The organism is Sorangium sp. So ce1153, from assembly GCF_051521595.1.
Classification (GTDB): domain Bacteria; phylum Myxococcota_A; class Polyangia; order Polyangiales; family Polyangiaceae; genus Sorangium.
The window spans coordinates 2,589,482-2,612,465 of record NZ_CP150361.1; the positions used below are offsets into that span (position 1 = coordinate 2,589,482).

General features: G+C 71.6%; 23 protein-coding genes and 1 pseudogene. 9 read left to right on the top strand and 15 right to left on the bottom strand.

What is annotated here, in order from left to right:
- Positions 1–34 precede the first annotated feature (34 nt).
- The 4 genes from WME85_RS09080 to WME85_RS09095 all read right to left on the bottom strand — a co-directional run bounded on the left by WME85_RS09080 (position 35) and on the right by WME85_RS09095 (position 4,331).
- Entirely contained in the window at positions 35–1,018 is a 984-nt protein-coding gene (locus WME85_RS09080; RefSeq protein WP_437837115.1) for a fumarylacetoacetate hydrolase family protein, read from the bottom strand.
- 298 nt (positions 1,019–1,316) lie between these two features.
- The gene (locus WME85_RS09085; protein WP_437837118.1) at positions 1,317–2,486 is read right to left on the bottom strand and encodes a hypothetical protein; all 1,170 of its coding nucleotides are present in this window, start codon (positions 2,484–2,486) and stop codon (positions 1,317–1,319) included.
- Positions 2,487–2,661: 175 nt separating this feature from the next.
- On the bottom strand, positions 2,662–3,108 hold the full coding sequence (locus tag WME85_RS09090) for a DUF3237 family protein (protein WP_437837120.1): 447 nt from the start codon (positions 3,106–3,108) through the stop codon (positions 2,662–2,664).
- Complete coding sequence (locus WME85_RS09095; protein ID WP_437837122.1) at positions 3,105–4,331, bottom strand: flavin-dependent oxidoreductase; 1,227 nt, start codon at positions 4,329–4,331, stop codon at positions 3,105–3,107. The genes WME85_RS09090 and WME85_RS09095 overlap by 4 nt, the downstream gene beginning before the upstream one ends.
- A 303-nt stretch (positions 4,332–4,634) precedes the next feature.
- Between WME85_RS09095 and WME85_RS09100 the strand changes: the two genes are divergently transcribed.
- Entirely contained in the window at positions 4,635–5,078 is a 444-nt protein-coding gene (locus tag WME85_RS09100) for a hypothetical protein (protein WP_437837124.1), read from the top strand.
- Positions 5,079–5,123: 45 nt separating this feature from the next.
- On the opposite strand, the gene WME85_RS09105 is transcribed toward WME85_RS09100, so the two are convergent.
- The 3 genes from WME85_RS09105 to WME85_RS09115 all read right to left on the bottom strand — a co-directional run bounded on the left by WME85_RS09105 (position 5,124) and on the right by WME85_RS09115 (position 9,385).
- Positions 5,124–6,224 (bottom strand): LLM class flavin-dependent oxidoreductase, encoded by a 1,101-nt coding sequence (locus WME85_RS09105; protein WP_437837126.1) that lies wholly within the window; start codon positions 6,222–6,224, stop codon positions 5,124–5,126.
- Positions 6,225–6,367: 143 nt separating this feature from the next.
- Positions 6,368–7,369, bottom strand: coding sequence for an N-acetyltransferase family protein (locus WME85_RS09110; protein WP_437837128.1), 1,002 nt, complete (start codon positions 7,367–7,369; stop codon positions 6,368–6,370).
- A 75-nt stretch (positions 7,370–7,444) separates the two neighbouring features.
- On the bottom strand, positions 7,445–9,385 hold the full coding sequence (locus tag WME85_RS09115; RefSeq protein WP_437837130.1) for a hypothetical protein: 1,941 nt from the start codon (positions 9,383–9,385) through the stop codon (positions 7,445–7,447).
- 292 nt (positions 9,386–9,677) lie between these two features.
- On the opposite strand from WME85_RS09115, the gene WME85_RS09120 reads away from it, so the two are divergent.
- From WME85_RS09120 to WME85_RS09135, 4 genes are all read left to right on the top strand, one after another.
- Positions 9,678–10,019: a polyhydroxyalkanoic acid system family protein gene (locus WME85_RS09120; protein WP_437308726.1), complete on the top strand. Its 342-nt coding sequence runs from the start codon at positions 9,678–9,680 to the stop codon at positions 10,017–10,019.
- Between the two features lie 12 nt (positions 10,020–10,031).
- Positions 10,032–11,393, top strand: coding sequence for a DNA topoisomerase IB (locus WME85_RS09125; RefSeq protein WP_437837132.1), 1,362 nt, complete (start codon positions 10,032–10,034; stop codon positions 11,391–11,393).
- A gap of 319 nt (positions 11,394–11,712) precedes the next feature.
- Positions 11,713–12,219, top strand: a complete 507-nt coding sequence (locus WME85_RS09130; protein ID WP_437837134.1) for a hypothetical protein — start codon at positions 11,713–11,715, stop codon at positions 12,217–12,219.
- A 299-nt stretch (positions 12,220–12,518) separates the two neighbouring features.
- Positions 12,519–12,998 carry a DUF2383 domain-containing protein gene (locus tag WME85_RS09135; protein ID WP_437837136.1) on the top strand — a complete coding sequence of 160 codons (480 nt, stop codon included), beginning with the start codon at positions 12,519–12,521 and terminating at the stop codon, positions 12,996–12,998.
- 93 nt (positions 12,999–13,091) lie between these two features.
- Here the strand turns inward: WME85_RS09135 and WME85_RS09140 are convergent, their stop codons facing one another.
- From WME85_RS09140 to WME85_RS09175, 8 genes and pseudogenes are all read right to left on the bottom strand, one after another.
- Positions 13,092–13,223: a hypothetical protein gene (locus WME85_RS09140; RefSeq protein ID WP_437842649.1), complete on the bottom strand. Its 132-nt coding sequence runs from the start codon at positions 13,221–13,223 to the stop codon at positions 13,092–13,094.
- Positions 13,224–13,272: 49 nt separating this feature from the next.
- Positions 13,273–13,503 (bottom strand): annotated as a pseudogene (locus WME85_RS09145) (DUF5615 family PIN-like protein); the annotation flags it as partial.
- Positions 13,451–13,684 carry a DUF433 domain-containing protein gene (locus tag WME85_RS09150; protein WP_437837138.1) on the bottom strand — a complete coding sequence of 78 codons (234 nt, stop codon included), beginning with the start codon at positions 13,682–13,684 and terminating at the stop codon, positions 13,451–13,453. The pseudogene WME85_RS09145 and the gene WME85_RS09150, both read right to left, overlap by 53 nt.
- 114 nt (positions 13,685–13,798) lie before the next feature.
- Complete coding sequence (locus tag WME85_RS09155; RefSeq protein WP_437757649.1) at positions 13,799–14,965, bottom strand: acyl-CoA dehydrogenase; 1,167 nt, start codon at positions 14,963–14,965, stop codon at positions 13,799–13,801.
- Positions 14,966–15,147: 182 nt separating this feature from the next.
- On the bottom strand, positions 15,148–16,251 hold the full coding sequence (locus tag WME85_RS09160) for a class I SAM-dependent methyltransferase (protein ID WP_437837140.1): 1,104 nt from the start codon (positions 16,249–16,251) through the stop codon (positions 15,148–15,150).
- 30 nt (positions 16,252–16,281) lie between these two features.
- Positions 16,282–16,485: a hypothetical protein gene (locus tag WME85_RS09165; protein WP_437308733.1), complete on the bottom strand. Its 204-nt coding sequence runs from the start codon at positions 16,483–16,485 to the stop codon at positions 16,282–16,284.
- Positions 16,486–16,512: 27 nt separating this feature from the next.
- The gene (locus WME85_RS09170) at positions 16,513–17,715 is read right to left on the bottom strand and encodes an iron-containing alcohol dehydrogenase (protein WP_437837142.1); all 1,203 of its coding nucleotides are present in this window, start codon (positions 17,713–17,715) and stop codon (positions 16,513–16,515) included.
- 1 nt (position 17,716) lies between these two features.
- Positions 17,717–18,034, bottom strand: coding sequence for a putative quinol monooxygenase (locus tag WME85_RS09175; protein WP_436625957.1), 318 nt, complete (start codon positions 18,032–18,034; stop codon positions 17,717–17,719).
- A gap of 270 nt (positions 18,035–18,304) precedes the next feature.
- Here WME85_RS09175 and WME85_RS09180 point away from each other — a divergent pair, with 270 nt between their 5' ends.
- The 4 genes from WME85_RS09180 to WME85_RS09195 all read left to right on the top strand — a co-directional run bounded on the left by WME85_RS09180 (position 18,305) and on the right by WME85_RS09195 (position 22,805).
- Positions 18,305–19,504 (top strand): hypothetical protein, encoded by a 1,200-nt coding sequence (locus WME85_RS09180; RefSeq protein WP_437837144.1) that lies wholly within the window; start codon positions 18,305–18,307, stop codon positions 19,502–19,504.
- Positions 19,501–20,205 (top strand): hypothetical protein, encoded by a 705-nt coding sequence (locus WME85_RS09185; RefSeq protein ID WP_437837146.1) that lies wholly within the window; start codon positions 19,501–19,503, stop codon positions 20,203–20,205. The genes WME85_RS09180 and WME85_RS09185 overlap by 4 nt, the downstream gene beginning before the upstream one ends.
- 67 nt (positions 20,206–20,272) lie before the next feature.
- Positions 20,273–22,234, top strand: a complete 1,962-nt coding sequence (locus tag WME85_RS09190) for a PAS domain-containing sensor histidine kinase (protein WP_437837148.1) — start codon at positions 20,273–20,275, stop codon at positions 22,232–22,234.
- Between the two features lie 187 nt (positions 22,235–22,421).
- Positions 22,422–22,805: a response regulator gene (locus WME85_RS09195; RefSeq protein WP_437837149.1), complete on the top strand. Its 384-nt coding sequence runs from the start codon at positions 22,422–22,424 to the stop codon at positions 22,803–22,805.
- The last annotated feature ends 179 nt before the right edge of the window (positions 22,806–22,984 follow it).

Below are 22,984 nucleotides of genomic sequence, written 5' to 3' on the forward strand. Positions count from 1 at the left end.
CGCGAGGGGTCCACGCGGTCCACGCAGGTGTGAGCTACGCGCCGCGGGCCACCACCCGCTGCGCGATGCGCCCGAACAGGCTCTCGCCCGAGCGACTCAGCATCTCGATCATGATCGTGTCTCCCGGTCTCATGAAGGGCGTCCTGGCCGCGCCGTGCGCGAGGACCTCGAGCGTGCGCTTCTCGGCCAGACACGAGACGCCGCGCGCCGGATCCCGGTTCGAGACCGTGCCGCTGCCGAGGAGGGTCCCGGCCGTGAAGCTGCGGGTCCTGGCGATGTGCTCGAGGAGGTCGAAGAACGAGAAGTGCATCTCCGGGCCAGCCTCGGGATCGCCGATGAGCGCGCCATTGTAGGTGGAGCGGAGCCGCAGGTGGACGCGCCCGTCGTGGAACGCGTCACCGAGCTCGTCCGGCGTGATCGCGAGAGGCGAGAACGCCGTGGCAGGCTTCGAGCAGAAGAACCCGAAGCCCTTCGCGAGCTCCGCGGGCACGAGGTTGCGCAGCGTCACGTCGTTGGCCAGCAGGAACAGGCGGATGTGCCGGTGGGCCTCGTCGCGGCGCGTGCCCTGCGGCGTGTCGCCGAGGACGGCGCAGACCTCGGCCTCGAAATCGAGGCCCCAGGCCTCGTCGCGCAGGACGATGTCGTCGGTCGGCCCGAGGAGGACGCCGGAGCCGCCCTGGTACACCAGCGGATCGGTGGTGAGCGTCTCGGGAGGCTCGGCGCCGCGCGCCTTGCGCACCAGCTCGATGTGGTGGATGTACGCCGACCCGTCGATCCACTCGTACGCGCGGGGCAGGGGCGCGGCGAGCTCTTCCACGGCGAGCGGCGCCACCGCCGCGCCGCCGCGCTCGATGTCGTCGGCGATGCGGCGCAGCGCCGGCTCGGCGCGCTCCCAGTCGTCGAGCGCGGCCTGGAGCGTGGGGAAAGCGCTGCCGGCCGGCGCGTAGGCGAGGCCGTCGCGGCGAACGACGATGAGCGTGCCGTCGCGGCCGGGGCCGCGGAGGGAGGCGAGCTTCATGCGGGTGTGAGCTCCTCGTGGTGCCCTGGTGGTCTCTTCGTCTCCCTCTAGACGCTCCACGATCTCGTGCCGCGCGCCATAGAGGTGCCTGCGACGACTTCGTACCCGATCTCTCTGGCTCGCTGCATGGGCATACCGGCCCATGCAGCGATGCGAGACGCACGCCGGAGGGCGCTCCGCGAGGGCTCGAGGTCGGGGCAGGAGGGAGGGCGCCTCGATACCGGGGCCGCTCTGACGCTGCGCGTGACCAGCGCCTCACACGCGGCTCGTGGACGGGGAGCCCCCACCGCTCCGGGGATCACTTCTGCAGCTGGACGCCGAGGAACAGGGCATTCCCCTTCGCCCCCGACAGATCGCTTCGTTGATAGCCGAGCGCCGCACGCGCAGCGTGCCCTTCGATGATGTAGCCCATCTGGGCATCGATGAGCAGATAGGGGTCCGCATCCTTCGGCTTCGCTTGTTGCAGCCGGACCAGGGGCTGCAGCTTCCCGACGCCGATGTTGCTCGGCGTGAGGTAGCTCGCGAGCGCAAAGTAGGAATAGTCAAACCTCTCGAAACCGCCAAAGTACTTGTAGAACGCGCCTTCGAGCGTGACCGTGCCCGCCGTGCCGAGGTTCTTTTCGAACAGGAGGTCGGCGTTGACCTCGCCATAGGTGTCCTTGCGCGGGATGACTGGCGGCGCGCCCGCCGCAGGGGGCGGCAACGACTCGACGGAACCTTCCTTCTGGACCTCACCGGCCACGCCGAGCGCGAGGATGCTCTTCTCTCCGAGGTACGTGGATTTCTGGTAATAGGCCGGCTCTGGGTCGAGCACGCTGATGTTGAGCCTCGCCGTGTAGAGCGGGCTCACCGAAGAGTCGTGCAGGTTGAAGGCACCCACGTAATACTTGAACAGGCCGCCCGCTACCTTGCCCCAGGCGGTCACCCCATCGTTGCGACCCAAGGGCCCCTGTCTTGGCCCGATCGGCGGCGCATAGGGCTCGAAGAACCCGGGATAGTTCCACGGCCCCATCGACCACGGCCCCGAAAAGGCGGAGCGATCCGACGGCACGATCATTCGACCGAGCCAGACGTTCAGCAGATCATGGAATTTGAACTTGGCGATGGCGTCACGGAGGGTCGCGCTGCCCGCGATGTTGCCCCCGGTCGGCGTCGGCCCAAACTGAGCGACGATCGCGCCCTGCACCCCGATGAACCGGTTGATCTCGCCCGAGAACGACAGATCCAGCTCTCCGTCCCCGAGCAGTCGGTCCATCTTCTCGCGCGCGCTGGGGTTCTGTAGGCGACCTCCGACGCGGGCCCAGGCCGCGACGCTGATCGGGTTCTTCCATGGCTCGTCCTTCGCCGGTGGCGCCGGCGAAGCTGGGCCGGGCCCGGCAGCGTCGCGCGGCGCCGGCGCGCCGGCGTGGGCTTCCGCAGCGGGCGCTGGCGCCGCGCTCGCGTCTGCAGGCGGGCTCGCGGGCCCCATCGCGGGAGCCGCGATCGGCGGGTCTTCGCCCGTGGGCGCCGGCAGCGCTTCGGGCTGCGCCTGTGCCCGCGCCGGACGATTGAAGGAGATGATGCCGAGGACGACGGCCAGGATTCCTGCGCCAGCGTCGCCCCGGCGTCTCGACGCCCTCGTCTGTGTGCTCATGCGTTGCCTCCTAGCCGATCTCGTAAACCGTGAGCCGCACCCGGTCGGCCAGCCGCTCGCCCACGGACAGGGCCAGCACGGCGTTCAGCCGCAGAAGCCCTGGCGCCGAGGTGCGCATGCGGATGGCGGTGCGAAAATAGTAGAGTCCGGGGTCCACGGCCTCGCCGCGCCCGAGCGCCGCCAGCACCTCCGGCGGCCCGGAGCGGACACCCTCGGAGAGGATCTCCACCGTCCCATGGCCGGCGATGTCGAGGATGTAGTGGGCGGAGATGTCCATCCGCCCGTCGGCCCAGATCGTCTGCCAGTCGCCGCCCGGCAGCACCCGACCCTCGAGGCCGCCGGCCACCGTGCCGCCGACGATGGGGATGAAGCGACGGCCGGGCGAGCTTGGATTGACGGTGACCGGCGGGGCCACCGCCACCTCGAGCGTCATCAGGGGGAAGAGGGGCGGGCTCACGCGACCTGCTCCGAGGCGCGCCTCAGGCCGGTCAGCACCTTGTAGCGGGCGGCGATGGCCTCCAGCTCGCCGGGGGCGAAGACGTCCTCGATCCGGTCGAAGCCGTCGGGCGCGCGTTCCTGGGCGATCTGCATGCACTGCTCCGGACCGTTGCCGCGATTGGCCGCCACGATGGCGGCCGTGGCGGGCAGGCGCGCGGCCTCGTAGGCGGCCAGCGCTTCCACCGGGTCGGCGTGGGCGGCGAGCGCGCGGACCAGGGCGCGGGCGTCCAGGATGGCCTGGCTCGCCCCGTTGGAGCCGATCGGGTACATGGCATGGGCGGCGTCGCCCAGCAGCGTCATGCGCCCGTGGCTCCAGCGCGGCAGGGGATCGCGGTCGACCAGCGGGAACTCGTAGATCGCCTCGGCGCCCCGGATCAGGCCGGGCACATCCAGCCAGCCGAAGCGCCAGTCCTCGAACCTGGGCAGGAAGTCGGCGGGATCGCCCCGCCGGTTCCAGTCCTCGCGCCGCAGGCTCTCGGCGACGGTGAGCTCGGCGATCCAGTTGATCCGCTGGCGGCCGTCCGGCCCCGGCGGGGAAATGGGATAGGCGACGAACTTCTGGTCCTGGTGCCCGGCCATGATCATGCTGGCGCCGGTGAGGAAGGGCGCCGCCTGCGTGGTCGCCCGCCACAGGATGCGGCCGCCATAGACCGGCGGCCCCTCGCGCGGATAGAGGCGGGCGCGCGCCGCCGAATGGATGCCGTCGGCGCAGATCAGGAGGTCGGCGGCGACCTTCCACGCCGCGCCCTCGCGGTCGAGGAAGCGCGCCACGATGCGGCCTTCGCCCTCCTCGTGGTCCGAGAGGCGCCGGTCGCAGACCACCCGGCCGGCGCCCAGCCGCTCGACGGCGGCGTCGAACAGCACGCCCTGCAGGGCGCCGCGGTGCAGCGAGATCTGCGGCGCGGCGTGACCCGCGAAGCGGCCGCGCGGCTCGCCCCAGATGCGCTGGCCGAAGCGGTTGAAATAGACCAGCTCGCGGGTCGCCACCCCCTGGGCCAGCAGGACCTCGACCAGGCCCAGCTCGTCCAGCACCTCGGCGGCGTGGGGCAGGAGGTTGATGCCGACCCCGAGCGGCAGGATGGTGGGCGCGGCCTCGAACACCGTCACCTCGTGGCCCGAGGCGTGCAGCGCCAGGGCCGCGGCCAGGCCGCCGATCCCGGCGCCCACGACGATCACTTGCATGATATTCTCCCGCAGACATGCGGCTCGACGCCGCCGTAGCCGACGCAGGGGTCCGGCTGGACCGGCGTGGTTTGCTGATCGCAGTGGTTTCGTTCGCATCACCCCTGCAGGTGACCGCAACGACTTCGTACCCAAGTCCTCAGGATCGAGGCATAGGCATACTCGCCTATGCCTCGATGCGAGACGTCACGAGGGGCGCGCGCGGGCCGCCGGCCATGATCGGAGCGTCAGGGGGGGACCTCCTTCGCCCACGCCAGCCCCTCTGGTTTACGCGCTGGCATGTGCGTTGCTAGCTCAGCAGGCATGAGAACACTGGGCGTCACGGTGATGGGGTGTTGGTTGCTCGCTGGCTGCGGCAGTCCCGATTTCGATGAAAACCGCGCGAAGTGGCGCGCCGATCGGCCACAGGAATATGTCATCTCGATCTGCGGCACCGGCTTCGAGGGGGGCTGTACGCTCGCCGCGGTCTCCGGAGACACCGTCGTTGCCACCGCGCGCAGCGGGACCAGGACCCCGAGCGCCGGCGACTGGACGTTCGCTGAGGCGCCCGAGCAAGCGGATCCCGTGGAAGCCCTGTTCGGCCGGGCAGAGCGCGAGGGCGGGGACTGCGAGCTCACCCGCGTCGATTTCGACGACAGCTACGGCTACGTGGCGGACTACTACCAGGACTGCGGCGAAGAAGGGAGCGGCGAGCGCGTCGCTTGCTTCCAGCCCGACACGAGCGACGCGACGCGCTGCGCGGAGTGAGCGCCGGTCGCGAGCCCCGCGCGTCAAGGGCGGCTCGGGCGGGGCTCAGCCGGCCCGGCGCACGCCCATCTCGACCAGGCGGGGCAACACCTCGTCCCTGAAATACGGGAGCTCGCCAGCGAAGTCGATGAAGCTGAGCGCCAGGCCGCGGACGCCCGTGTCGCGGACGCGCCGGAGCTCCTCGGCGACGTCGCTCGGGTCGCCGACGATCGGATAGTGCCCGTACCCGCTGGCGAACCGGCCCCGGAACGCGGCATAGAACTCCGGGGTGAATGAGTGGCAGTTCACCCCGAGCTGCCGCATGGCGTTGTCGATCGCGGGCTCGTCGGCCATCTCGCGCGAGACGTGCTCGTGGTACGCCTCGGCCTCCTTGCGGGTCGGACGGCAGACGATGAACGCCCCGGTGTAGACGTCCACGCGGCGGTCCACGCCCCGGGCGTCCTCCTTCACCTTCGCCACCTCGTCCCGGCACGCCTCCAGCGAGGTGAGGATGGAGAACAGCAGATCGCACCGGCCGATCGCGAAGCTCCGGCCCGCGCGCGACGCGCCCGCGCTCATCAGCGTGACCTTGCCGCCTCGCGGCTTCGGCTCCGCGATCACGCCGCGCAGGTTGAAGAACCTGCCCTCGTGGTTGAACGGCCTGTCCTGGGTCCAGAGCTTGAGCATCACGTCGAGCCACTCCTTCGTGAACTCGTAGCGCTCATCGTGCTCGCGCTGCGGGATGCCGAACATGTCGGCCTCTTCGCGGTGCCAGCCGCTCACGATGTTCAGACCGACGCGCCCCTCGCCCATCTGGTCCATCGTGGCCAGGTGCTTCGCCGCGACGAGCGGGTGCGTGAAGGGCGTGTGCACGGTGGTGAACAGCTTGATCCTCCGCGTGATCGCGAGGAGGCTGGCCGTCCACACGATCGGATCGAAGGCGACGCCCAGCGGGTCGGACTCGCCGCCGTGCCCCTTCCATCGCGCCAGGGGGATGTGGAAGTCCAGGCCCGCCGCCTCGGCCGCGAGCACGAGATCACGGTTGTTCTCCCAGGTCGGGTGCCACCGACCGAGCACCTTGGACATCGATGTGCCCGTGCTGTTGGCGCCGAATAGCCCGAGCTCCAGATGATCGACGAGACGCGCCACGCTGGATGTCTGTTGCATATCCCTCACCTCGAAGACCATGGTCTCACGATGCGTCCAGGGCAGAAACAGGACTTTGCTCGCAGACTCGATATATCAGTTGCGATGAAGTTTTTCGTTTGAAAATGGTGAGCTAACTGGCCAGCTCCGCGCGGGCAACGCTGTCACCCTGCAAGATTCCACTTCATCTGCCGTTCGAGCACGACGAGGCCCCCGCGCCGCTCGAACCCCAGCTCCTCGTTCAAGGCGAGCATCCCCGGGTTGTTCGACTCGACCGCCGTCGCGATCCGCGCGTGGCCCTGGCGCCGCGCGAAGTCGATCGTCGCCAGCTTGAGCGCCCTCGCGACGCCGCGCCCGCGGCTCGCCGGCTCGACCCCTGTGAACAGGTGGTCGAGGCGCGCGGGGTCTTCCTCGCTCCGGTGCAGGATGCAGAGCCCGACAACCCTGTCGCCGTCCTTCGCGACGAAGCACGCCTCGGGCAGCGACGTCGGCGACCGCTCCAGGTACGCCGCGAACTCCTCCGCGGAGAGCTCGGGGTCGACATGGTTCGGCAGCGGCACCTCCCGGTTCACGGCGAGGTAGAGCGCGTGCAGCTCCCCCAGCCACCCGGGCCGGCGCGCCCGCTCCTCGGACAGCGGCGCGATCGCGATGCCCGGGGGCGGCGGGCGCTCGGCCAGGCGGTCCGCGCGCCGCCCTGCGAGGTCGAGCTCGAAATCCCAGCTCCGGAAGAGCTCGCGGAAGCCGAGCCGCGCCGCGAGCGCCACCATCTCCGGCTGCGTCTCGCGCGCCATGGCGCGGAGCTCCCGGGCGCCCAGGCGCTCGAGGTCGCGCTCCAGCGCCGCGAAGAGCCGGGCGCCGATGCCGCGGCGGCGGTGGCCGGGGTCGCACCGCGCCGAGCACCAGAACCGCGCGGGGTGATGGTCCCAGGCGACGTGGAAGCCGTGGGCGTACGCCACGATCTCGCCCGTCTCGGCGACCTCGGCGACGTGGCGGCGGAGGACGTGGCCGCGCCGCGCGAGCAGCTCGTCGAGCTCCCTCAGCGCGTCCGGCGAGCGCGGCTCGAAGTCGTGCCGCTCCTCGCGCGGGACCGCGGCGTTGAGGCGCGCCACGGCCTCCCGGTCAGCGTCGGTCGGCCGCGCCGGGCGGACCTCGATGGTGCGCTGCATCCGGCGAGGGTAGCGCGCGGCGGAGCTCGACCGGAGGGGGTTCTGCCGGCGGACCGCCGCCGGGGAGGCGCCGGCTCACTTGCCCAGCGCGGCGATCTTCTCGTTCACCCAGTCGTCGCCCACGAGCGGGTGCACGCCGGCGCCGTCCCGATCGAGGTCGATCCCCACCGACAGCAAGCCGCTCCTCACGAGGAACGCGCCGAGCGGGTCCTGCTCGCCGGACTTCGTGAGCCGCCCGCGGATCGCGAGGCTGCCGCCCTGCGCCTCCAGCAGCCTGAAATCGACGTCGCTCGCCGTGCGGCGGACCGTCGCGGAGGCCTTGAGCCCTTCCATCGTGAGGAGCCCCGCGGCCCACCCGGGGATGGCGTCCTCGGCGTCGAGCAGCTTCACGGCCGGCTGCGCGTCCTTGCACTCGATCCGCACCGCCGCCTCCATGAGCCCGCGCCCCACCTTCGCCTCGTCGATGTCGACGCGCGCCCACCAGTCCGGCCACGTCTCGCCCTTGTGCTCGACCGCGAGGTCCTTGATCTCGATACGGCTCTTCCCGAGGCTGGCCGTCGAGCTCATGAGGTCTGCCGCCTCGAGCGCGAAGCGCGCCTCCGCGTCGCCCTTCACGGTCGTCTCCTTCCACCGGAGGGCCCCGTGCTTCATGAGGAGGCTCAGCGAGCCCGAGCCGCGCCCGAGCGGATCGAGCTCGAGGCTGCTCCGCAGGAACGCGGCGCCGCCGGTGAACCTCGGCGCGTCCTTGGCGGCGTCGTCCTGGTTGAGCCAGCGCAGGTCGGGGACGGCCGCGGCGACGACATCCACCTTCGACGAGAACCCCGGCGGGAAACGCATGAGGTGGAGCTCCGGCGCGTCGAGGACGGCGCTCGCCCGCTCCACCACGATGGGCGGCAGCCCCTTGCCGGGGCGCTCGAGCGTCGCGCGGGGCAAGCGCACCTCGAGGCGGGCCTCGCCGCGCTCGCCGACGCGCAGGTCCAGGCTCGTGTCGACCGTCGCGCGGAGCGACGAGGCGGAGGCCACGAGGTGGCTCGTCGCGTAGGAGGCGGAGCTGCCCGGCTCGACCTTCCCCCGGTTCACGACGAGGTTCGTGCGGAGCTCTCCGCTGCCGTCCTCCAGCCGCGGCTCGGCGTCCGGGCCCGTGAGGAAGGGGAGGAAGTCGAGCCCCGGGAGCTGCGCGTCGAGGCGCACGCGCGCCCACGTCGTGTCGAAGATGTCGAGCCCGTCGACCTCCCGCGGGTCGAACGTGTTCATCGTCACGTCGGCGTCGCCGTCGACCCGCGCGACGACGTGGTCGGCGAGGTGCACCTCGCCCGACCGGAGCTCGAGCGCGAGCGGCCCGACGCGGACGGCGCGGAGCGGCTTGTAATAGAACCCTCCGCGGACGCGGCCGCCGCCCGCGTACCGGTACTGCTGGATCCAGACCTCCTTGAGCGTGGTGTCCACGCCCTCGAGGTGCACCGTCCAGAGGTTGTAGCCCTCGTCCGAGGTCTCGAGATCCCTCCTCGGCGGCAGCTCCGGCTTGAGCGGAGGGTTCGCGAAATTGGGGATGGGGGGCAGCGCCATGATGTGCGGCGCGGCCAGATCGCGCTCGCTCGTCGGATCCACCAGCAGCCGCATCCGGAACACGAAGCCCTCGGCGCGGACGTCCTCCGCGTAGAACTTCTTGCGGAGGAGATCGGTGAGGTGGATGTCCACGTCCGCCTCGTCGAGCTCCACCGCCCACTGCAGGAGGCTGTCGGACCCGCTGAGCCGGAGCTCCTCGACGTGCACGACGCCGGGCCAGAGGCTCCAGGCCGACCCGTAATAGAGCGACGCGTCGGTGGGGTTGTAGCTGATGAGCCGCGCCATGAGCTTCGTGCTCAGCATGACGTTGACGATCACGACGTAGCCGAGCCACAGCGCGATCGGCGCGAGCAACAGCACCTTCAACGCTCTGGTCACCCGCGGCCCGACCCGCTCCTCGAGCCGTTCCCTGAGGCCAGACGGCGACTTCAGCGCTCCAGCTGCCTGCATGAGCTTCCGGATCGCACGCGCCGTGCCGTCGAGCTGGCCCGCAGCGCCGGAGGCGGGCTCAGGGCTCGCCGTAGCGATCTGCCTCGATCGTGGCGAACGTCGCCAGGCGCGGGGCGCGCAGGACGGGCGATTCCCCGGGGATCTCCCGGGAAGGGAGCGCGCCGCCGGGCCTCCGCCAGCGCCGGGCCCGGCGGGCACCCCGCTTGCTAACGCTGGCGACCGCTGCGCTGCCGAGTCTGTCGCACGTCAGCTCCCGCTGGACCCGATTTTCCAGCATGAAACCGAGGTCACCATGAAGCACACGGTCCATCACGACCTGAACGACGAAGAAGCGAAGAAGGCCGTCCTGAGGGCGCTGGCGCAGTACTGCGACAGGTACGCGGAGTACTCTCCCTCCATGCTCTGGAGCAGCGAGCGGAGCGCGGAGCTCGGCTTCTGCGTCAAGGGCTTCAAGCTCGCGGGGCGGCTCGATCTCCGGCCGCGGACCGTCGACCTCGAGATCGACGTGCCCTTGCCGCTGCGCCTGTTCAAGCGGATGGCGATCGCGGCGATCGACGCCGAGGTCCGGCGGTTCATCGGCGAGGTGCACCGCGAGCGCTCCCGGAGCGCCCCGGTCGTGGAGGGCGCGGTCTGAGCTGGTGACCCCATGCAGACTGCCAGCGCCACAACCCCCCGATCCAAGCGTCGCGCGCGGAGCTCTCCGCGCCGCGAGCGTCGCGCCGCGCCGGGCGGCGCCGTCCGCCGGCACCGCGTCAGCCTGGCCGTCGAGACCGCCGAGACCGTCGCGCTGGCCCGCGAGGCCGGGTCGGTCGCCGCGGCCGCGCCGCTCACCCCGTCGCCGGTCGAGTCGGCGAAATCGGCCGGCCTGCGCTACGTCAACGACGGCGAGCCGGGCATCTCCCGGCGCAAGGCGGGCAAGAGCTTCAAGTACCTCGACGCCGAGGGGCGGCTCATCAAGGACGAGGAGACGCTCGCGCGCGTCCGCCGCCTCGCGATCCCGCCCGCGTGGACCGAGGTGTGGATCTGCCAGAGCGAGCGCGGGCACATCCAGGCCACCGGCCGCGACGCGCGCGGCAGGAAGCAGTACAGGTATCACCCGCGCTGGCGCGAGGTGCGCGACGAGACGAAGTACGACCGCATGCTCGCGTTCGGCTCGGCGCTCCCGGCGATCCGCGCGGCGACCGAGCGCGATCTGGCGCTGCCCGGCCTGCCGCGCGAGAAGGTGCTGGCGACCGCGGTGCGCCTGCTCGACGAGACCTCGATCCGCATCGGGAACGACGAGTACGCGCGCGACAACGACTCGTACGGTCTGACCACGCTCCACGACGAGCACGTCGAGATCCAGGGGGACCGCATCAGGTTCCACTTCCGGGGCAAGAGCGGCAAGGAGCACGAGCTGACGGTGCGCGACCGGCGGCTCGCGCGCGTCGTGAAGCGCTGTCAGGACGTGCCCGGTCACGAGCTGTTCCAGTACATCGACGGCGACGGCCAGCGGCAGCGGATCCACTCCGACGACGTGAACGAGTACCTGCGCGCGATCGCAGGCCAGGAGTTCACGGCGAAGGACTTCCGCACCTGGACCGGTACGGTGCTGTGCGCGTCGTTCTTCTGCGAGATGGAGGTCGCCACCTCGGCCCGCCAGATGAAGAAGTGCGTGGCGCAGGTGATCGACATGGTGTCCGCGCGGCTCGGCAACACGCGCGCTGTCTGCCAGCGCTGTTATGTCCACCCCTCGGTGATCCGCGCCTACACAGAGGGCGCCTTGCAGACGCTGCTGGAGGCGGAGCACGCCGTCACGGACGAGGCGCTCGCGGCGCTCCGGCCCGAGGAGGCCAAGATGCTCCGGATCGTCCGTGGCTTCAGCGAGCGCGACGCGGTGCCGCTCGCGACCCAGCTCCGCGCCAGCGTGCGCGCGGCAAGGGCGGAGCGAGCCGGCAAGAGCGCGAGGCGCCCTGGCAAAGGCAAGAGCGCGAGGCGCCCCGCCAAGGAGCGGCGCGCCGCAGCCTGAGCCGTCTCCAGCCCGAGGCGCCGCCGCGGCCGCCCGCCGACGGCGCGGCTGCGCGCTGGCGCCCCGCTGGCGGCCCAACCGCGGCCGCGCGTTGGCGCCCCGCTGGCGCGCCCAACCGCGGCCGCCCGACCCCCGCAGAGATCGTCGTGTCCCAGCGTCACAGCGCGCGCATGGCGTGTGGCGTTGTGCCCCGGACGCGACCGTGGCAGTCGCCGGTTCACGAATGATTCCGGTAACTTGGCGCAAAGATGCGCCCGGTACGCTTCGTGTTCTGCGGGATTCCGACAGGCGGCGCGAACCCCAAGCCAAGGAGATCTGCATGGCGACCCAGAGGTTGATCACCGAGATGGTGCGGACACGTGTGGAGGCAGAGGACGCCATCCGGCGGCTCCTGGACAGCGGGCATTCGCGTCGGGACATCTGTGTCATCGTGAGCGAGGCAGCCCGCCGCCAGCACTTCACGCGGTCGCGCGTGCAGGGGGCGGCCATTCACGGCCAGGCGCTCAGCTCGATCCTCGCCGGGGCTTGCGCGGGCCTCGTGGTCCCCGGGCTGCGGCTCACGGTGGCTGGCCCCATCGCGGTGCAGCTCGCGGACGGCAGCTCGGCGAGCGCGACAGGCAGCCTGAGCAGCGTGCTCGTCGACGCGGGGATCCCGGAGCAGCGCGCGCCGGAGGTCGAGCGTCGCCTCAAGGAGGGGGCGATGCTCATCGGCGTCGTGGCCCGCGACGACTCGGATGCAGCGGCGCTGAACGCGCTGCTACGCGGCGTCGGCAGCGGCGAGTCCTGCGGCACGAGCAAGGGCGCGCGCGTCTTCGCCGCGCTGTGATGCGCGTCGCTCCAGCGGATCTCTTTTCAATTATCAAGAGATGAGCTCGCTCCCGGTGTGCCAGCCGGGCATGTGCTGGAACGCGATTTGAATATCATTCAAAGAAATCAGCCGAGACTGACTCGGCATGAGGCGAAGTTGTACCCCTGAGGCAAAATGGTCGCGCCCTCGCCGCTGCGAGACCGAAGGTTGGCGGTCTCGCTCACGGTTCTTGCGAGGACGGTCGGCGCGGAGGCTGGTGCTCGGGAGGTAGGGAGGAGAGGCAATCGGCGTTCACCAGACACCTCAGGAGAGTACCCATGGAACAGGTCGCATTCGCAGACGAGAGCGTGGGCCTGGACGGCCTGATCGACGACGACTCGATCGAGCAGCTCAAGTCGTTCTGCCGGGGTGAGATGTCCGCGGTCGAGACGTACCGCCAGGCCATCGCCGCCGCGCGCGACGGCTGGGTGGCTCAGCACCTCCGGCTCAACCTGGCGTCGCACGAGGCGCGGGTGAAGATGCTGCGCCGCCGGATCGAGGAGCTCGGAGGCGACCCGCCGGAGAGCTCCGGGCCGTGGGGCGCGCTCGCGAAGGTGATCGAGCGGACCGCGGTGGCGCTCGGCGACAGGACGGCGCTCTCGGTGCTCGCGGAGGGCGAGGACCACGGCCTCAAGGACTACCGGAACGACCTCGAGGAGCTCGACGTCGAGTCGCACGTCCTGGTCCGGGACGTGATCCTGCCCCAGCAGATGTCCACGCTCCGCTGGCTCACGAACATCAAGCGGCAGATACCGTGATGCGAGGCCCTCGCTCGGCAGCTGCGGGATCGAGCACGTCCATCGGCCCTCAGCCGTGGGGGGCGGGTCGATGCACGGGCGAGAGCTGGGCACCTACTCGCGAACGCGTACCCGCTCTTCCTCGACGATCCACAGGCGTCGTTCGACCTGCTCGCGCTCCAGCAGCGCGAGCACGCGCCTGACGACCGCGAGGACATGCGGCTTGTCCTGGCGGGCCAGGCGCATGACGATCAGTCCCTCGTAGCTCGAAGGGGAGTACCGGCGCACGATTGGCGAAATCGACGTCCAGGGTCAGGAGCGCTCTTCCCTCCGCGGCGCACACCCTGGCGATGTCCGGGTCGGGGTGTCCGCCGAGGCCCTGCGCCAGCACCGTCGACGCGTCGTGCCCCGCCTGACGCATCAGCTCGGCCACCTCTTCCGGGAGGTTCTCGTCGATCTTGAGCCTCATCTCGTCACGATGCTGCTGGCAGGTCGAGGATGCGCTCCCTCGCCAGCTCTGCGGCATACGCGACGGCCGCGCGTACGTCGTCCAGCGTGAGCGAGGGATAGCTGCTCACGACCTCGTCCGGCGAAAGACCCGCGGCCAGGTTGTCCAACACGACGGAGACCATGACCCTCGTCCCTCGGATGCACGCCTTGCCGTGGCAGACCACCGGATCCGTCACGATACGATCATGCCAGCTCATGGCAACCTCCTTCCGTTGCACGCCCTGTCCTCCTCCCCGGGACTTCCCGGGACTTCCCGGGACTTCCCGGGACGCGCCAAAAGGCGCACCCCGAGATGAGGAGCATACCCCCGCTCACCCCTTCGCGCCGTACTCCGCCTGGAGGAGCTTCGCGATCGTGGAGAGCTGCATGTTCGACGTCCCCTCGTAGATCTTGCCGATCTTCGCGTCGCGGTAGAGCTTCTCGACCGGATAGTCCCTGGTGAAGCCGACGCCGCCCATGAACTCGATGCTGAGCGAGGCCGCCCGCTCGGCCACCTCGGAAGCGAAGAGCTTCGCCATCGCGGCCTCCTTCACGAACGGCTGACCCGCGTCCTTGAGCCGCGCGGCGTTGTAGACGAGGAGGCGCGCGGCCTCGATCTCCATCGCCACGCGCGCATACTGGAACTGCACGCCCTGGAAGCTCGCGATCGACTGCCCGAACTGCTTCCGCTCGCCCATGTAGCGCATCGCGTGCTCGAACGCCCCGGCGGCGAGCCCGAGCATCTGTGCGCCGATGCCGATCCGGCCCTCGTTCAGCGTCTCGATGGCGATCTTGTAGCCCTTGCCGACCTCGCCGAGCACGTTGCCCTCCGGGATCTCGCAGTCCTCCAGGACGAGCTCGCACGTGCTCGAGGCGCGGATCCCGAGCTTGTTCTCCTTCTTGCCCACCGAGAACCCGGGGGAAGAACGCTCGACGACGAACGCCGTGATGCCCTTGTAGCCCTTCGAGGGGTCGACGCTCGCGAACACGAGGAAGAGCGAGCTCTCGTTCGCGTTCGTGATCCAGAGCTTGCGGCCGTTCAGCACCCAGCGGTCGCCCTTGCGCTCGGCCCGCGCCGCGAGCGCGAAGGCGTCCGAGCCAGAGCCCGCCTCGCTCAGCGCGTACGAGCCGACCCACTCCCGGCTCATCCGCGGGAGGTACCTCTCCTTCTGCGCGTCGGTGCCCCAGCGCAGGAGCGCATTGGCCACGAGGGTGTTCTGCACGTCGACGAGCACGCTGACGCTCGGGTCGACCACGGCGAGCGCCTCGATCGCGAGGATCGCGTTGAAGAAGCTCGCGCCGGAGCCGCCGTAGGCCTCCGGGATCTCGATGCCCATCAGGCCGAGATCGAACAGCGGCGGGAGCAGATCGCGGTCGAGCGCGCCCTGTTCGTCCATCGCCGCCGCGCGCGGGGCGATGCGCTTCCGGGCGAAATCAAGCACCGAGTCGCGGAAGAGGCGCTCCTCGTCGGAGAGCTGGGTGAGCGGAGGGTGGGACACGACGGTTTCTCCTTGTGGGCCCGTGGCGCGGCGCGCCGTCAGGGGTCCCCACTATGCTACGCGAGGACCGCAGGCGAAAGCCGCTCGAGCGCGCCGCGGGCCGCCTCAGCCGTCGTGTCGCCGCGCACCGCCGCTCGCCGCCGCGCGCCGCCGCTCGCCCCGGGGCCGGATCGTCCAGGCTGCTACGCGCTCTTCCCCGCGCCGGCGGGCGCGTCGCGCCTGCGGCAGCGCAGCAGCGTGTGGGCGAGCCCGAGGTGGTCGATCTCCGCGTCGACGGTGAGCCCCGCCTCATCGATGCAGCGCTTGATGTCGGCGGCGCTGTACATGCGGCTGTTCCCGTTCGCGAGGCACGTGAAATACAGGGAAGAGCCGTGCAGACAGTGGACCGCCACCTCGTTGGTCTGCCGATCCCAGAAGGTGTCGAGGATCCAGAGCACCGCCTCGTCCCCCATGGCGGCGCGGGCCCGCCGGAGGATCTGGACGATGTCCGCCTCGGAGAAGCACACGAGGAACTGGCTCATCCAGATGGCGTCGAAGCCTGTCGGGAACGCCTGGCCGTGATCCAGGAAGTCGATGGGCGTGCCCATGACCCGGCCGAGCAGGCCGTGCCGCTCCACGTTGGCGCGGGCGTCCTCGAGCTGGCCCGGCAGGTCCAGCACGGTGACCCGCACGTCGGGGTCGTGCGTGCAGCACTGGATCGCCCACCGGCCGGTGTTGCCGCCGATGTCGAGGAGCGTCCTCGGCCTCCGCTCGAACACGATGGGCAGCGCCTCCGGGAACGCGGAGTCGGAGTAGAGGTGATCGAAGGCGAACCAGCTCTCCCTCACCCGCGGCGGCAGCGCGGGGAGCGCCTCGTAGACCGTCGGCCACTCGCCGAAGACCTTCAGTCCCGCCGGCTTGCCGTCCTCGATCGCCTCGTCGAGGAAGCGCATGCCCTCGTAGCAAACGTCATGGATGAAATCCATGTTGATGCGGGTCATCCGGTCATTCTCGACGATGAGCCCGACCCGCGTGATCGTGTAACGCTCTCCACGAGCGCCGGCGGCCTCCACGAGGCCGAAGCTCAGGCTCGCCTCCAGCAGGGTCTTGGTCGCGTAGGCGGACAGGCCCGTGTCCTGCGCCACCTCCGCCGCCGTCCTGCCGCTCCTGCCGGCGCGCTGGAGCGCCTTGAGGACGCCGCGGTTCCGCATGACCCGCGCCACCTGGAACATGACGGGCGCGAACGCGATGCGCTGGGCGGCGAGCATGGCGTCGAGGGTGGGGTTCGGGGCGGGATCGTTCTTCATCGAGCTCCGGTCGTCGGGGGTGGGTGATGGCTAGCGGGCGCCCTCGCGGTGGAGGAGCGCGGCGAAGCCGCCGAGGCCCGCGAGCAGCGCGCACTCTGCCCGACCCTCCTCGGCGAGCGAAAGACCCATCACGCCGCAGATCAGTCCGAACGCGAGGGTGGCCGCGCCGAGCCGTCGCTCGTCGGTCGACCGGGCAGGTGGGGAGGGCGGTCTCGTGCGGTAGGGGCTCGCCACCGCGGAATCATACCACCGGCGCCGCGATCACAAGGACGCCGCCGCGATCTCGGTCAGCTCCTCGTCGGTGAGCGGCAGCGGGTTCGCCTTCATGCTGCTCGCGGCCTTGGCCTTCTCGACCACCGCCGGGAGGTCCGCCTCGCTCATGCCGTAGCGCCGTAGCCCCGGGACCGCGAGATCCCGGCAGAGCTCGCGGACCCAGGCGATCCCCTCCGCGGCGCCGGCGCCGGGGCGGCCGGTGACGAGCGCCGCGATCTCGTCGAAGCGCGGCAGCGCGGGGTGAGCGGGGCTGCGGGCGCGCAGGGCCCGCAGGTTGACCTCGAGGACGGCCGGCAGGAGCGCGGCGCACACGGCGCCGTGGGGCGCGTCGAACATGCCCCCGACCGGCGCGGCGAAGCCGTGGACCGCGCCGAGGCCGGCGTTCGCCAGGCAGAGGCCGCCGAGCAGGCTGGCCACGGCGAGGTCGTCCCGCGCCGGCGCGTCGGGGCCGTCGAGCACGGCGCGGCGGAGCGAGCGCGCGGAGCGGCGGATGCCCTCGCGCGCGAGGCCGTCGGTGAGCGGGTTGCCGCGGCTCGACAGGAGCGGCTCGATGAGCTGCGAGAGCGCGTCGAGCCCGCTCGAGGCGAGCACCTCCGGCGGCGCGCCCGCGAGCAGGTCCGGGTCGACCACCGCGAGGCGCGGCAACATGAGCGGGCTGCGGAGGCTCGCCTTCACGCGGGCCTCCTTCGAGGCGAGCACCGCGTTGCGCGTCACCTCCGAGCCGGTGCCCGCGGTCGTGGGGATCGCGACGAACGGCGCGGCCGGCCGGGAGAGCGCCTGGCCGCGGCCGACGACCTCGAGGTAGTCGAGCGGGTCGCCGCCGTTCGCGAGCAGCGCGGCGATCGCCTTGCCGGCGTCGATCGCGCTGCCGCCGCCCATGGCCACGACGACGTCGCACCCCTCGGCCGCGGCCGTGGCCGTGCCCTCGCGGGCGAGCTCCACGGTGGGCTCGCCCGCGACGGCGAAGGTGACGGCGCCGATCTTCGCCGCCGCGAGCGCGGCGAGCAGCGGCGCGGCGCGGCCGGAGCGCTGCCCGGTGACGACGAGCGCCCGCGTCCCGCCGAGGCCGCGCACGGCCGCGGGCACCTCGGCGAGCTTGCCCGCGCCGAAGACGATGCGCGTCGCGGTGGCGAACTCGAAGGCGAGCGCCTGGGCGGGAACGTGGGCGGGCGCGTGGACCTGAGAGGCCACGTCAATACCCCGCGTCGTCGGGAAAGACATTGACGTATTTCCGGCTGGTCCGCGGCTCGGCCATCATGTCCGCGACGGTGTCCCGCCACCTCTTGTAATGCGCCGTTTCCTTGTGCGCGGCCGGCGCCTCCCTGGTCCTGTAGACCTCGACGAGCACGAAGCGCGCGGGATCCTCGATGTCCTGGACGACGTCGAACCGGGCGATCCCGGGCTCCTTGACGCTCTCGCGCGCGTTCTCGATCGTCGCCTGGCGGAAGGCGTCGGCGAGCTCGGGTTTGACATGCACGTGGACGTGCACGATGAACAGGCTGTTGGGCATGCGCGCAATCTAGCCCGGTCCCGCGGCGACAGGAACCCGGGTCGTGGCCCGCGCCAGCTCGCGCAAGCCCGCGTCGATCTCGCCGCGCCACCCGGCGCGTCATCCGGCGCGCCCGCGGGCCGCCGCCGAGGGGCCCTCCAGCAGAGCGCCTTCGGCCCCTGCGTCGACTCCTGACTTGGCCCGGCCGACCGCGCCATTACGATCCCCGTGAGTCGGCGCGTGGCCCGGCAAGTGTTGAGTCCATGAGCGCCGCGAGCGAGGAAGGTCGATATGGCGGATCCGACCACGGAGAGCCCGCAGCCCGAGCCTGCGCCCGACGCGGCGCTGTCCATCGCGCTGCATTCCATCGAGTTCCGGTCCGATCATGGTCTCCTGAGGGCCTGCAAAGGGGAGACCGGCTGGAGGAGCGGGGGGGACCTGTGCCCCCAGCCCGAGTGGACGCCGGAGCACGCGGTCCCCGTGTCGGTCTCGATGGGCAGGAACCTCGTGATCCGGCTCGGGCTGGAGTCGAGCGGCGGCGCCCCCGGCGCGGCGCCGGCCGGGATCCGCGGCGTCGGGCCCGGGGGGATGACCTTCGAGAGCCGGCGCCTCGCGCGCGGCGGCGCGCCGCTCGATCTCGCCTCGTCGCGGAAGGTCGAGAGGAAGATCCAGAAGATCCGCCTCACCCTGGATTGGTCCGCGGTTCGAGCCAGGGTGTCGCCCGCGCACACTTCGAACATCGTCTATGTCACGATGGGCAGGCCCCAGACCGACAAACAGCAGGTCTGGCAGGAAGATGGGGTGACCTTGAAGCGGATGGACAGGGCGGTCTCCTGGATCGGGCCGCTCGACACCCTCGATCCCCACGCGATCGTGGACGGGCTGCTCGCCAGGTTCCCGACCTACACGCTCCTGCCGAGCCCCAGGGTGCCCCGGCAGTACCACCACCCGACGTACCTGAACGACGAGGGCGGCGCCTGGCCGATGAGCGATTATCCGGAGGAGACGGGCGAGTGCCAGGCGATCGTCCGCCTCGTCCGCGGCATGCTGCGCCAGCTCGGGATCCCGGGCCGGACGCGCCTGGTCGTCGTCTGGGGCGATCCCAACGTGGGCGGCGGGCGCGAGACGCTCTCGGCCGACCTGGAGGAGCAGCCGTGGGCGGGGCTCGACGTGACGAAGGTCGTGGGCGACCGCGTGTGGCGCGCGGCGCTCATCGACGGTCCGGTCGAGGCGGGGAGGACCTATCCAGCCTCCCATACGCGCCTCCCCGACGGGACGCTCAGCCCGGGGCTCAACCGGTACGAGGCAGCCCTCGAGTTCTCGCACGGCGGTCAGACGAGGTACTACGCGGGAGGCGCCGGGGTGTTCGACAGCGTGGAGCCGATCCTGGGCGTGTTCTGGGGGCTCATCTGGTTCAGCTCGGCGCCGAACGACGGCTACCGCGTCGAGGAGATCGTGGCGACCTACAGATCTTCGGGAGGTGGGCGATGAGCGCGCAAGAACATCTCGGGCAGGACATCGGCGCGCGCGTCGCGGCGTGGCTCTCGGCCGTGGCGCGCGTGCCGCCGGACGGCTTCACGCCGGTCGAGCGGTTCGACGACGTGCCCGCCCAGGCGCGGGCCGAGTCGTTCTACTGGTGCGACTCGATCTTCCGGAGCGAGCTCAACCCGCACAACGAGGCCCTGGGGGCGCGCCACGCGTTCCACGCGGCCACGGACGACACGCCCGACCTGCTCCGCCACGAGCTCGCCGCGGGCGGGCTCGAGCTCGCCGTCATCGAGGGGCGCAACTTCATCCTCGTCCAGGTGGAGCGCTCCAGCCTCGACATCCTCTCCCTGTGCGGCCCGGACCGCGCCGCCGCCGTGCGCCGCGTGGCCGAGGCGCTCTTCAACACGGGCGTCGAGTCGAACACCGTGGGCGTCCCGGCGGCCGCCGGCCTGCCGGCCGCTGGGCCGGTCGCTGGGCCGGTGCGCTGCCCGGTCCCCGGCGAGGTGCCGGACCTCGAGGAGGGGACGGTCTTCTCGAGCAACCCGGCGGTGGACCCGGACCTCCTCGCCTGCTGGAAAGACCGCACGGAGTGCGGCGTTCAGGGCGGAAGGTTGTACTTCCTCTGCTACAAGAAGTCGTCGCAGCGCGCCGGGTTCGCCAACGCCTCGCAATGGTTCGACGACCGGAGGACCGGGGTCGGGTGACCCGGACCGCGGAGGGAAGCGCCGCGCCGGTATTGCGTCTGCGCGCCGCGCGCGGGATGTTGCGCGGGTGGCGGGAGCACAGCAGCCCAGGATCTTGATCTTCCCAGGCGGCTCCGCGGGCGCTGCGCAGGCGCTCGCGGCGGCGCGCGGCCACGTCGCGGTCCCGGCGCGGGACATCGAGGCCGGGCTGGATCTCCTGGCGACCCAGCCGTTCGACGTGGCCGTCGTGCCGGCCGACGGGCCGCTCGAGCCGGCGCTCGCGCTGTGCCGGCGGCTGCGCGCGGCGCCGGGGGGCGACCGCGTGGCCGTCGTCGCCGTCGCCGGGAGCGCGGAAGCGACCGCCGCCCTGCTCGAGGCGGGCGCGACGGGCGTGGCGGCGGCGGACGACCGGTCGATCGCGATCCAGCTCGACGCGGCGGTGTGGTGGGTGCGGCGGCCGGCCGCGCACGTGGCCGACCGCGCGCCCGCGGAGCGCGCGCTGCTCGAGCGCGCGGCGCGCTCCCTCCGCGACGCGTCCACGGAGATGATCGGCCTCTTCGTCTGGGACGCGGCGGGCGGCATCCTCGACGCGAACGACGCGTTCCTCCGCATGGTGGGCTGCGCGCGCGAGGAGCTCGAGGCAGGCCGCCTGAGCTGGGTGGCGCTCACGCCGCCCGAGCACCGCGCGGCCGACGAGCGCGCGCTCTCGGAGGTCCTCAAGAACGGCATCTGCCCGCCGTTCGAGAAGGAGTTCTTCCTCCGCGACGGGCGGCGCCTGCCCGTGCTCATCGCCCCCGGGCTGCTCGAGGGGTCCCGGGATCGCGGCGTCTGCTTCATCCTCGACATGACGGCGTGCAAGGCCGCCGAGGGCGCGCTCCGCGCGAGCGAGGAGCGCCTGCGGCTGGTCGTGCGCGCGACGAGCGACGCCTTCTGGGACTGGGACCTCTCGTCGGGGCGCGTCACCGGGAGCGAGCGCATGCGGAGCTTCTACGGCACGGGCGGCGCCGACATCGAGGAGGACGCGGTGTGGTGGTTCGAGCGGGTCCACCCCGAGGACCGCGACCGCGTGATGAACGGCCTGCGGCGCGCGATCGAGGGGGGCGGGTGTACGTTCGAGCTCTGGTACCGGTGCCTGCTCGCGGACGGCAGCTACGCCGACGTCCAGGACCGGGGCATCGTCCTGCGCGACGGGACCGGCAAGGCGTACCGGATGCTCGGGGCCGTGTCCGACGTCACCGAGCGCCGGCAGATGGAGGCGCGCCTCCAGCTCGCTGATCGCATGGCGTCGCTCGGCACGCTCGCGGCCGGGGTGGCGCACGAGATCAACAACCCCCTCGCGTACATGGTCACGAACGTCGACTTCGCGCGCAAGGAGCTCCGCGCCAAGGGCGCCGCCGCGCGCGTCGACGCGCTGATCGCGGCGCTCGACGAGGCCGCGGAGGGCGGGGCGCGGGTCCGGCACATCGTGAGCGGCCTCAAGACGTTCTCGCGCGCCGACGACGGGGCGCTCGGCCCGGTCGAGGTCGACCGCGTGATCCAGCTCGTCCTGCGGATGGCGCAGCAGCAGGTGCGCAGCAAGGCGGGCCTCGTCGTGGAGCTCGGCCCGGTGCCGCCCGTGCACGCGAACGAGGCGCAGCTCGGCCAGGTGATCCTGAACCTGCTCGTCAACGCCGCGCAGGCGCTGCCGGACGGGAAGGAGTCGGAGAACGAGATCCGGATCACCACCGCCCTGGCGCCGCCCGGCCGCGTGCGCATCGAGGTGCGCGACACGGGGCCCGGGATCGCGCCCGAGCTCCGGAGCCGCATCTTCGACCCGTTCTTCACGACGAAGCCCATCGGGGAGGGGACGGGGCTCGGCCTCGCGATCTGCCACGGCATCGTGACGCGCTTCCGGGGCGAGATCGCGGTCGAGAGCGAGGTCGGCAGCGGCGCGTGCTTCCGGGTGCTCCTGCCTGTATGGCGCGCGGGCGCGGACGCCGGCGCCGGCGACGAGGGCGGGGACGCCCAGGACGGCGCCGCGGACGAGTACCCGGAAGAGGCAGCGCAGTAGGCGCGGCGCCCGCCCCCGGCGGACGGGCGCACCGGGCGGACCGGCCGCTTGCAAGGGCGGCTGCGCGCGCCCAAGGTGCGGCACCGGCCCGTGAACGCTCGATCGATCACGGCCAGCAGCAGGGCTGTTCAGCGGATCAGCGGAGGGGAGCGCGCCGCGCGGCGCGAGCCCGTGGTGAGGTTCGAGCATGGGCGAGAAAACGGGCCGCATCCTGGTCGTCGAGGACGATCTGGACATCAGGAGCATCCTGTCGCAGCTGCTCCTGTTCGAGGGCTACGAGGTCGAGGAGGCGGCGGACGGCGCCGAGGCGCTCGCGCTGCTGCGATCGAGCCCGCCGCCCGCGCTGATCCTGCTCGACCTGATGATGCCGGTCATGGACGGATGGCAGCTCCGCGCCGAGCTCCAGCGCGATCCGGCGCTCTCGTCGGTCCCGGTGGTGATCGTGTCCGCCGACGTGCGGGCCGAGCACGAGGCGTGGCGGCTCCGCGCCGCGGGCCTCCTGAAGAAGCCGCTCCAGATCGAGCCCCTGCTCGAGCTGGTCCACCGGATCTGCGGCGCGCCGGGGCGATGAGCCGAGACGCCGCTACCGGCTCGCGTCGGGCGAGTCGAGGAGGTCGACGCAGGCGCCGATCTCGTCGAGCACAGCGGCTCGGGACGGCGCTGATCGTCGCGATCCGCGTTGCATGATGGTGTCAGTTAACCCTGCACCGACAAGAGGGGTCTCATGACGAGAGTTGGACGGTGCTGGAC

Excerpts from the sequence above, each read along its gene's own strand:
- WME85_RS09080 (WP_437837115.1), bottom strand. The coding sequence starts at position 1,018 with ATGAAGCTCGCCTCCCTCCGCGGCCCCGGCCGCGACGGCACGCTCATC.
- WME85_RS09085 (WP_437837118.1), bottom strand. The coding sequence starts at position 2,486 with ATGGGGCCCGCGAGCCCGCCTGCAGACGCGAGCGCGGCGCCAGCGCCC.
- WME85_RS09095 (WP_437837122.1), bottom strand. The coding sequence starts at position 4,331 with ATGCAAGTGATCGTCGTGGGCGCCGGGATCGGCGGCCTGGCCGCGGCC.
- WME85_RS09100 (WP_437837124.1), top strand. The coding sequence starts at position 4,635 with ATGAGAACACTGGGCGTCACGGTGATGGGGTGTTGGTTGCTCGCTGGC.
- WME85_RS09105 (WP_437837126.1), bottom strand. The coding sequence starts at position 6,224 with ATGCAACAGACATCCAGCGTGGCGCGTCTCGTCGATCATCTGGAGCTC.
- WME85_RS09110 (WP_437837128.1), bottom strand. The coding sequence starts at position 7,369 with ATGCAGCGCACCATCGAGGTCCGCCCGGCGCGGCCGACCGACGCTGAC.
- WME85_RS09115 (WP_437837130.1), bottom strand. The coding sequence starts at position 9,385 with ATGCAGGCAGCTGGAGCGCTGAAGTCGCCGTCTGGCCTCAGGGAACGG.
- WME85_RS09120 (WP_437308726.1), top strand. The coding sequence starts at position 9,678 with ATGAAGCACACGGTCCATCACGACCTGAACGACGAAGAAGCGAAGAAG.
- WME85_RS09125 (WP_437837132.1), top strand. The coding sequence starts at position 10,032 with ATGCAGACTGCCAGCGCCACAACCCCCCGATCCAAGCGTCGCGCGCGG.
- WME85_RS09130 (WP_437837134.1), top strand. The coding sequence starts at position 11,713 with ATGGCGACCCAGAGGTTGATCACCGAGATGGTGCGGACACGTGTGGAG.
- WME85_RS09135 (WP_437837136.1), top strand. The coding sequence starts at position 12,519 with ATGGAACAGGTCGCATTCGCAGACGAGAGCGTGGGCCTGGACGGCCTG.
- WME85_RS09140 (WP_437842649.1), bottom strand. The coding sequence starts at position 13,223 with ATGCGCCTGGCCCGCCAGGACAAGCCGCATGTCCTCGCGGTCGTCAGG.
- WME85_RS09150 (WP_437837138.1), bottom strand. The coding sequence starts at position 13,684 with ATGAGCTGGCATGATCGTATCGTGACGGATCCGGTGGTCTGCCACGGC.
- WME85_RS09160 (WP_437837140.1), bottom strand. The coding sequence starts at position 16,251 with ATGAAGAACGATCCCGCCCCGAACCCCACCCTCGACGCCATGCTCGCC.
- WME85_RS09175 (WP_436625957.1), bottom strand. The coding sequence starts at position 18,034 with ATGCCCAACAGCCTGTTCATCGTGCACGTCCACGTGCATGTCAAACCC.
- WME85_RS09180 (WP_437837144.1), top strand. The coding sequence starts at position 18,305 with ATGGCGGATCCGACCACGGAGAGCCCGCAGCCCGAGCCTGCGCCCGAC.
- WME85_RS09185 (WP_437837146.1), top strand. The coding sequence starts at position 19,501 with ATGAGCGCGCAAGAACATCTCGGGCAGGACATCGGCGCGCGCGTCGCG.
- WME85_RS09195 (WP_437837149.1), top strand. The coding sequence starts at position 22,422 with ATGGGCGAGAAAACGGGCCGCATCCTGGTCGTCGAGGACGATCTGGAC.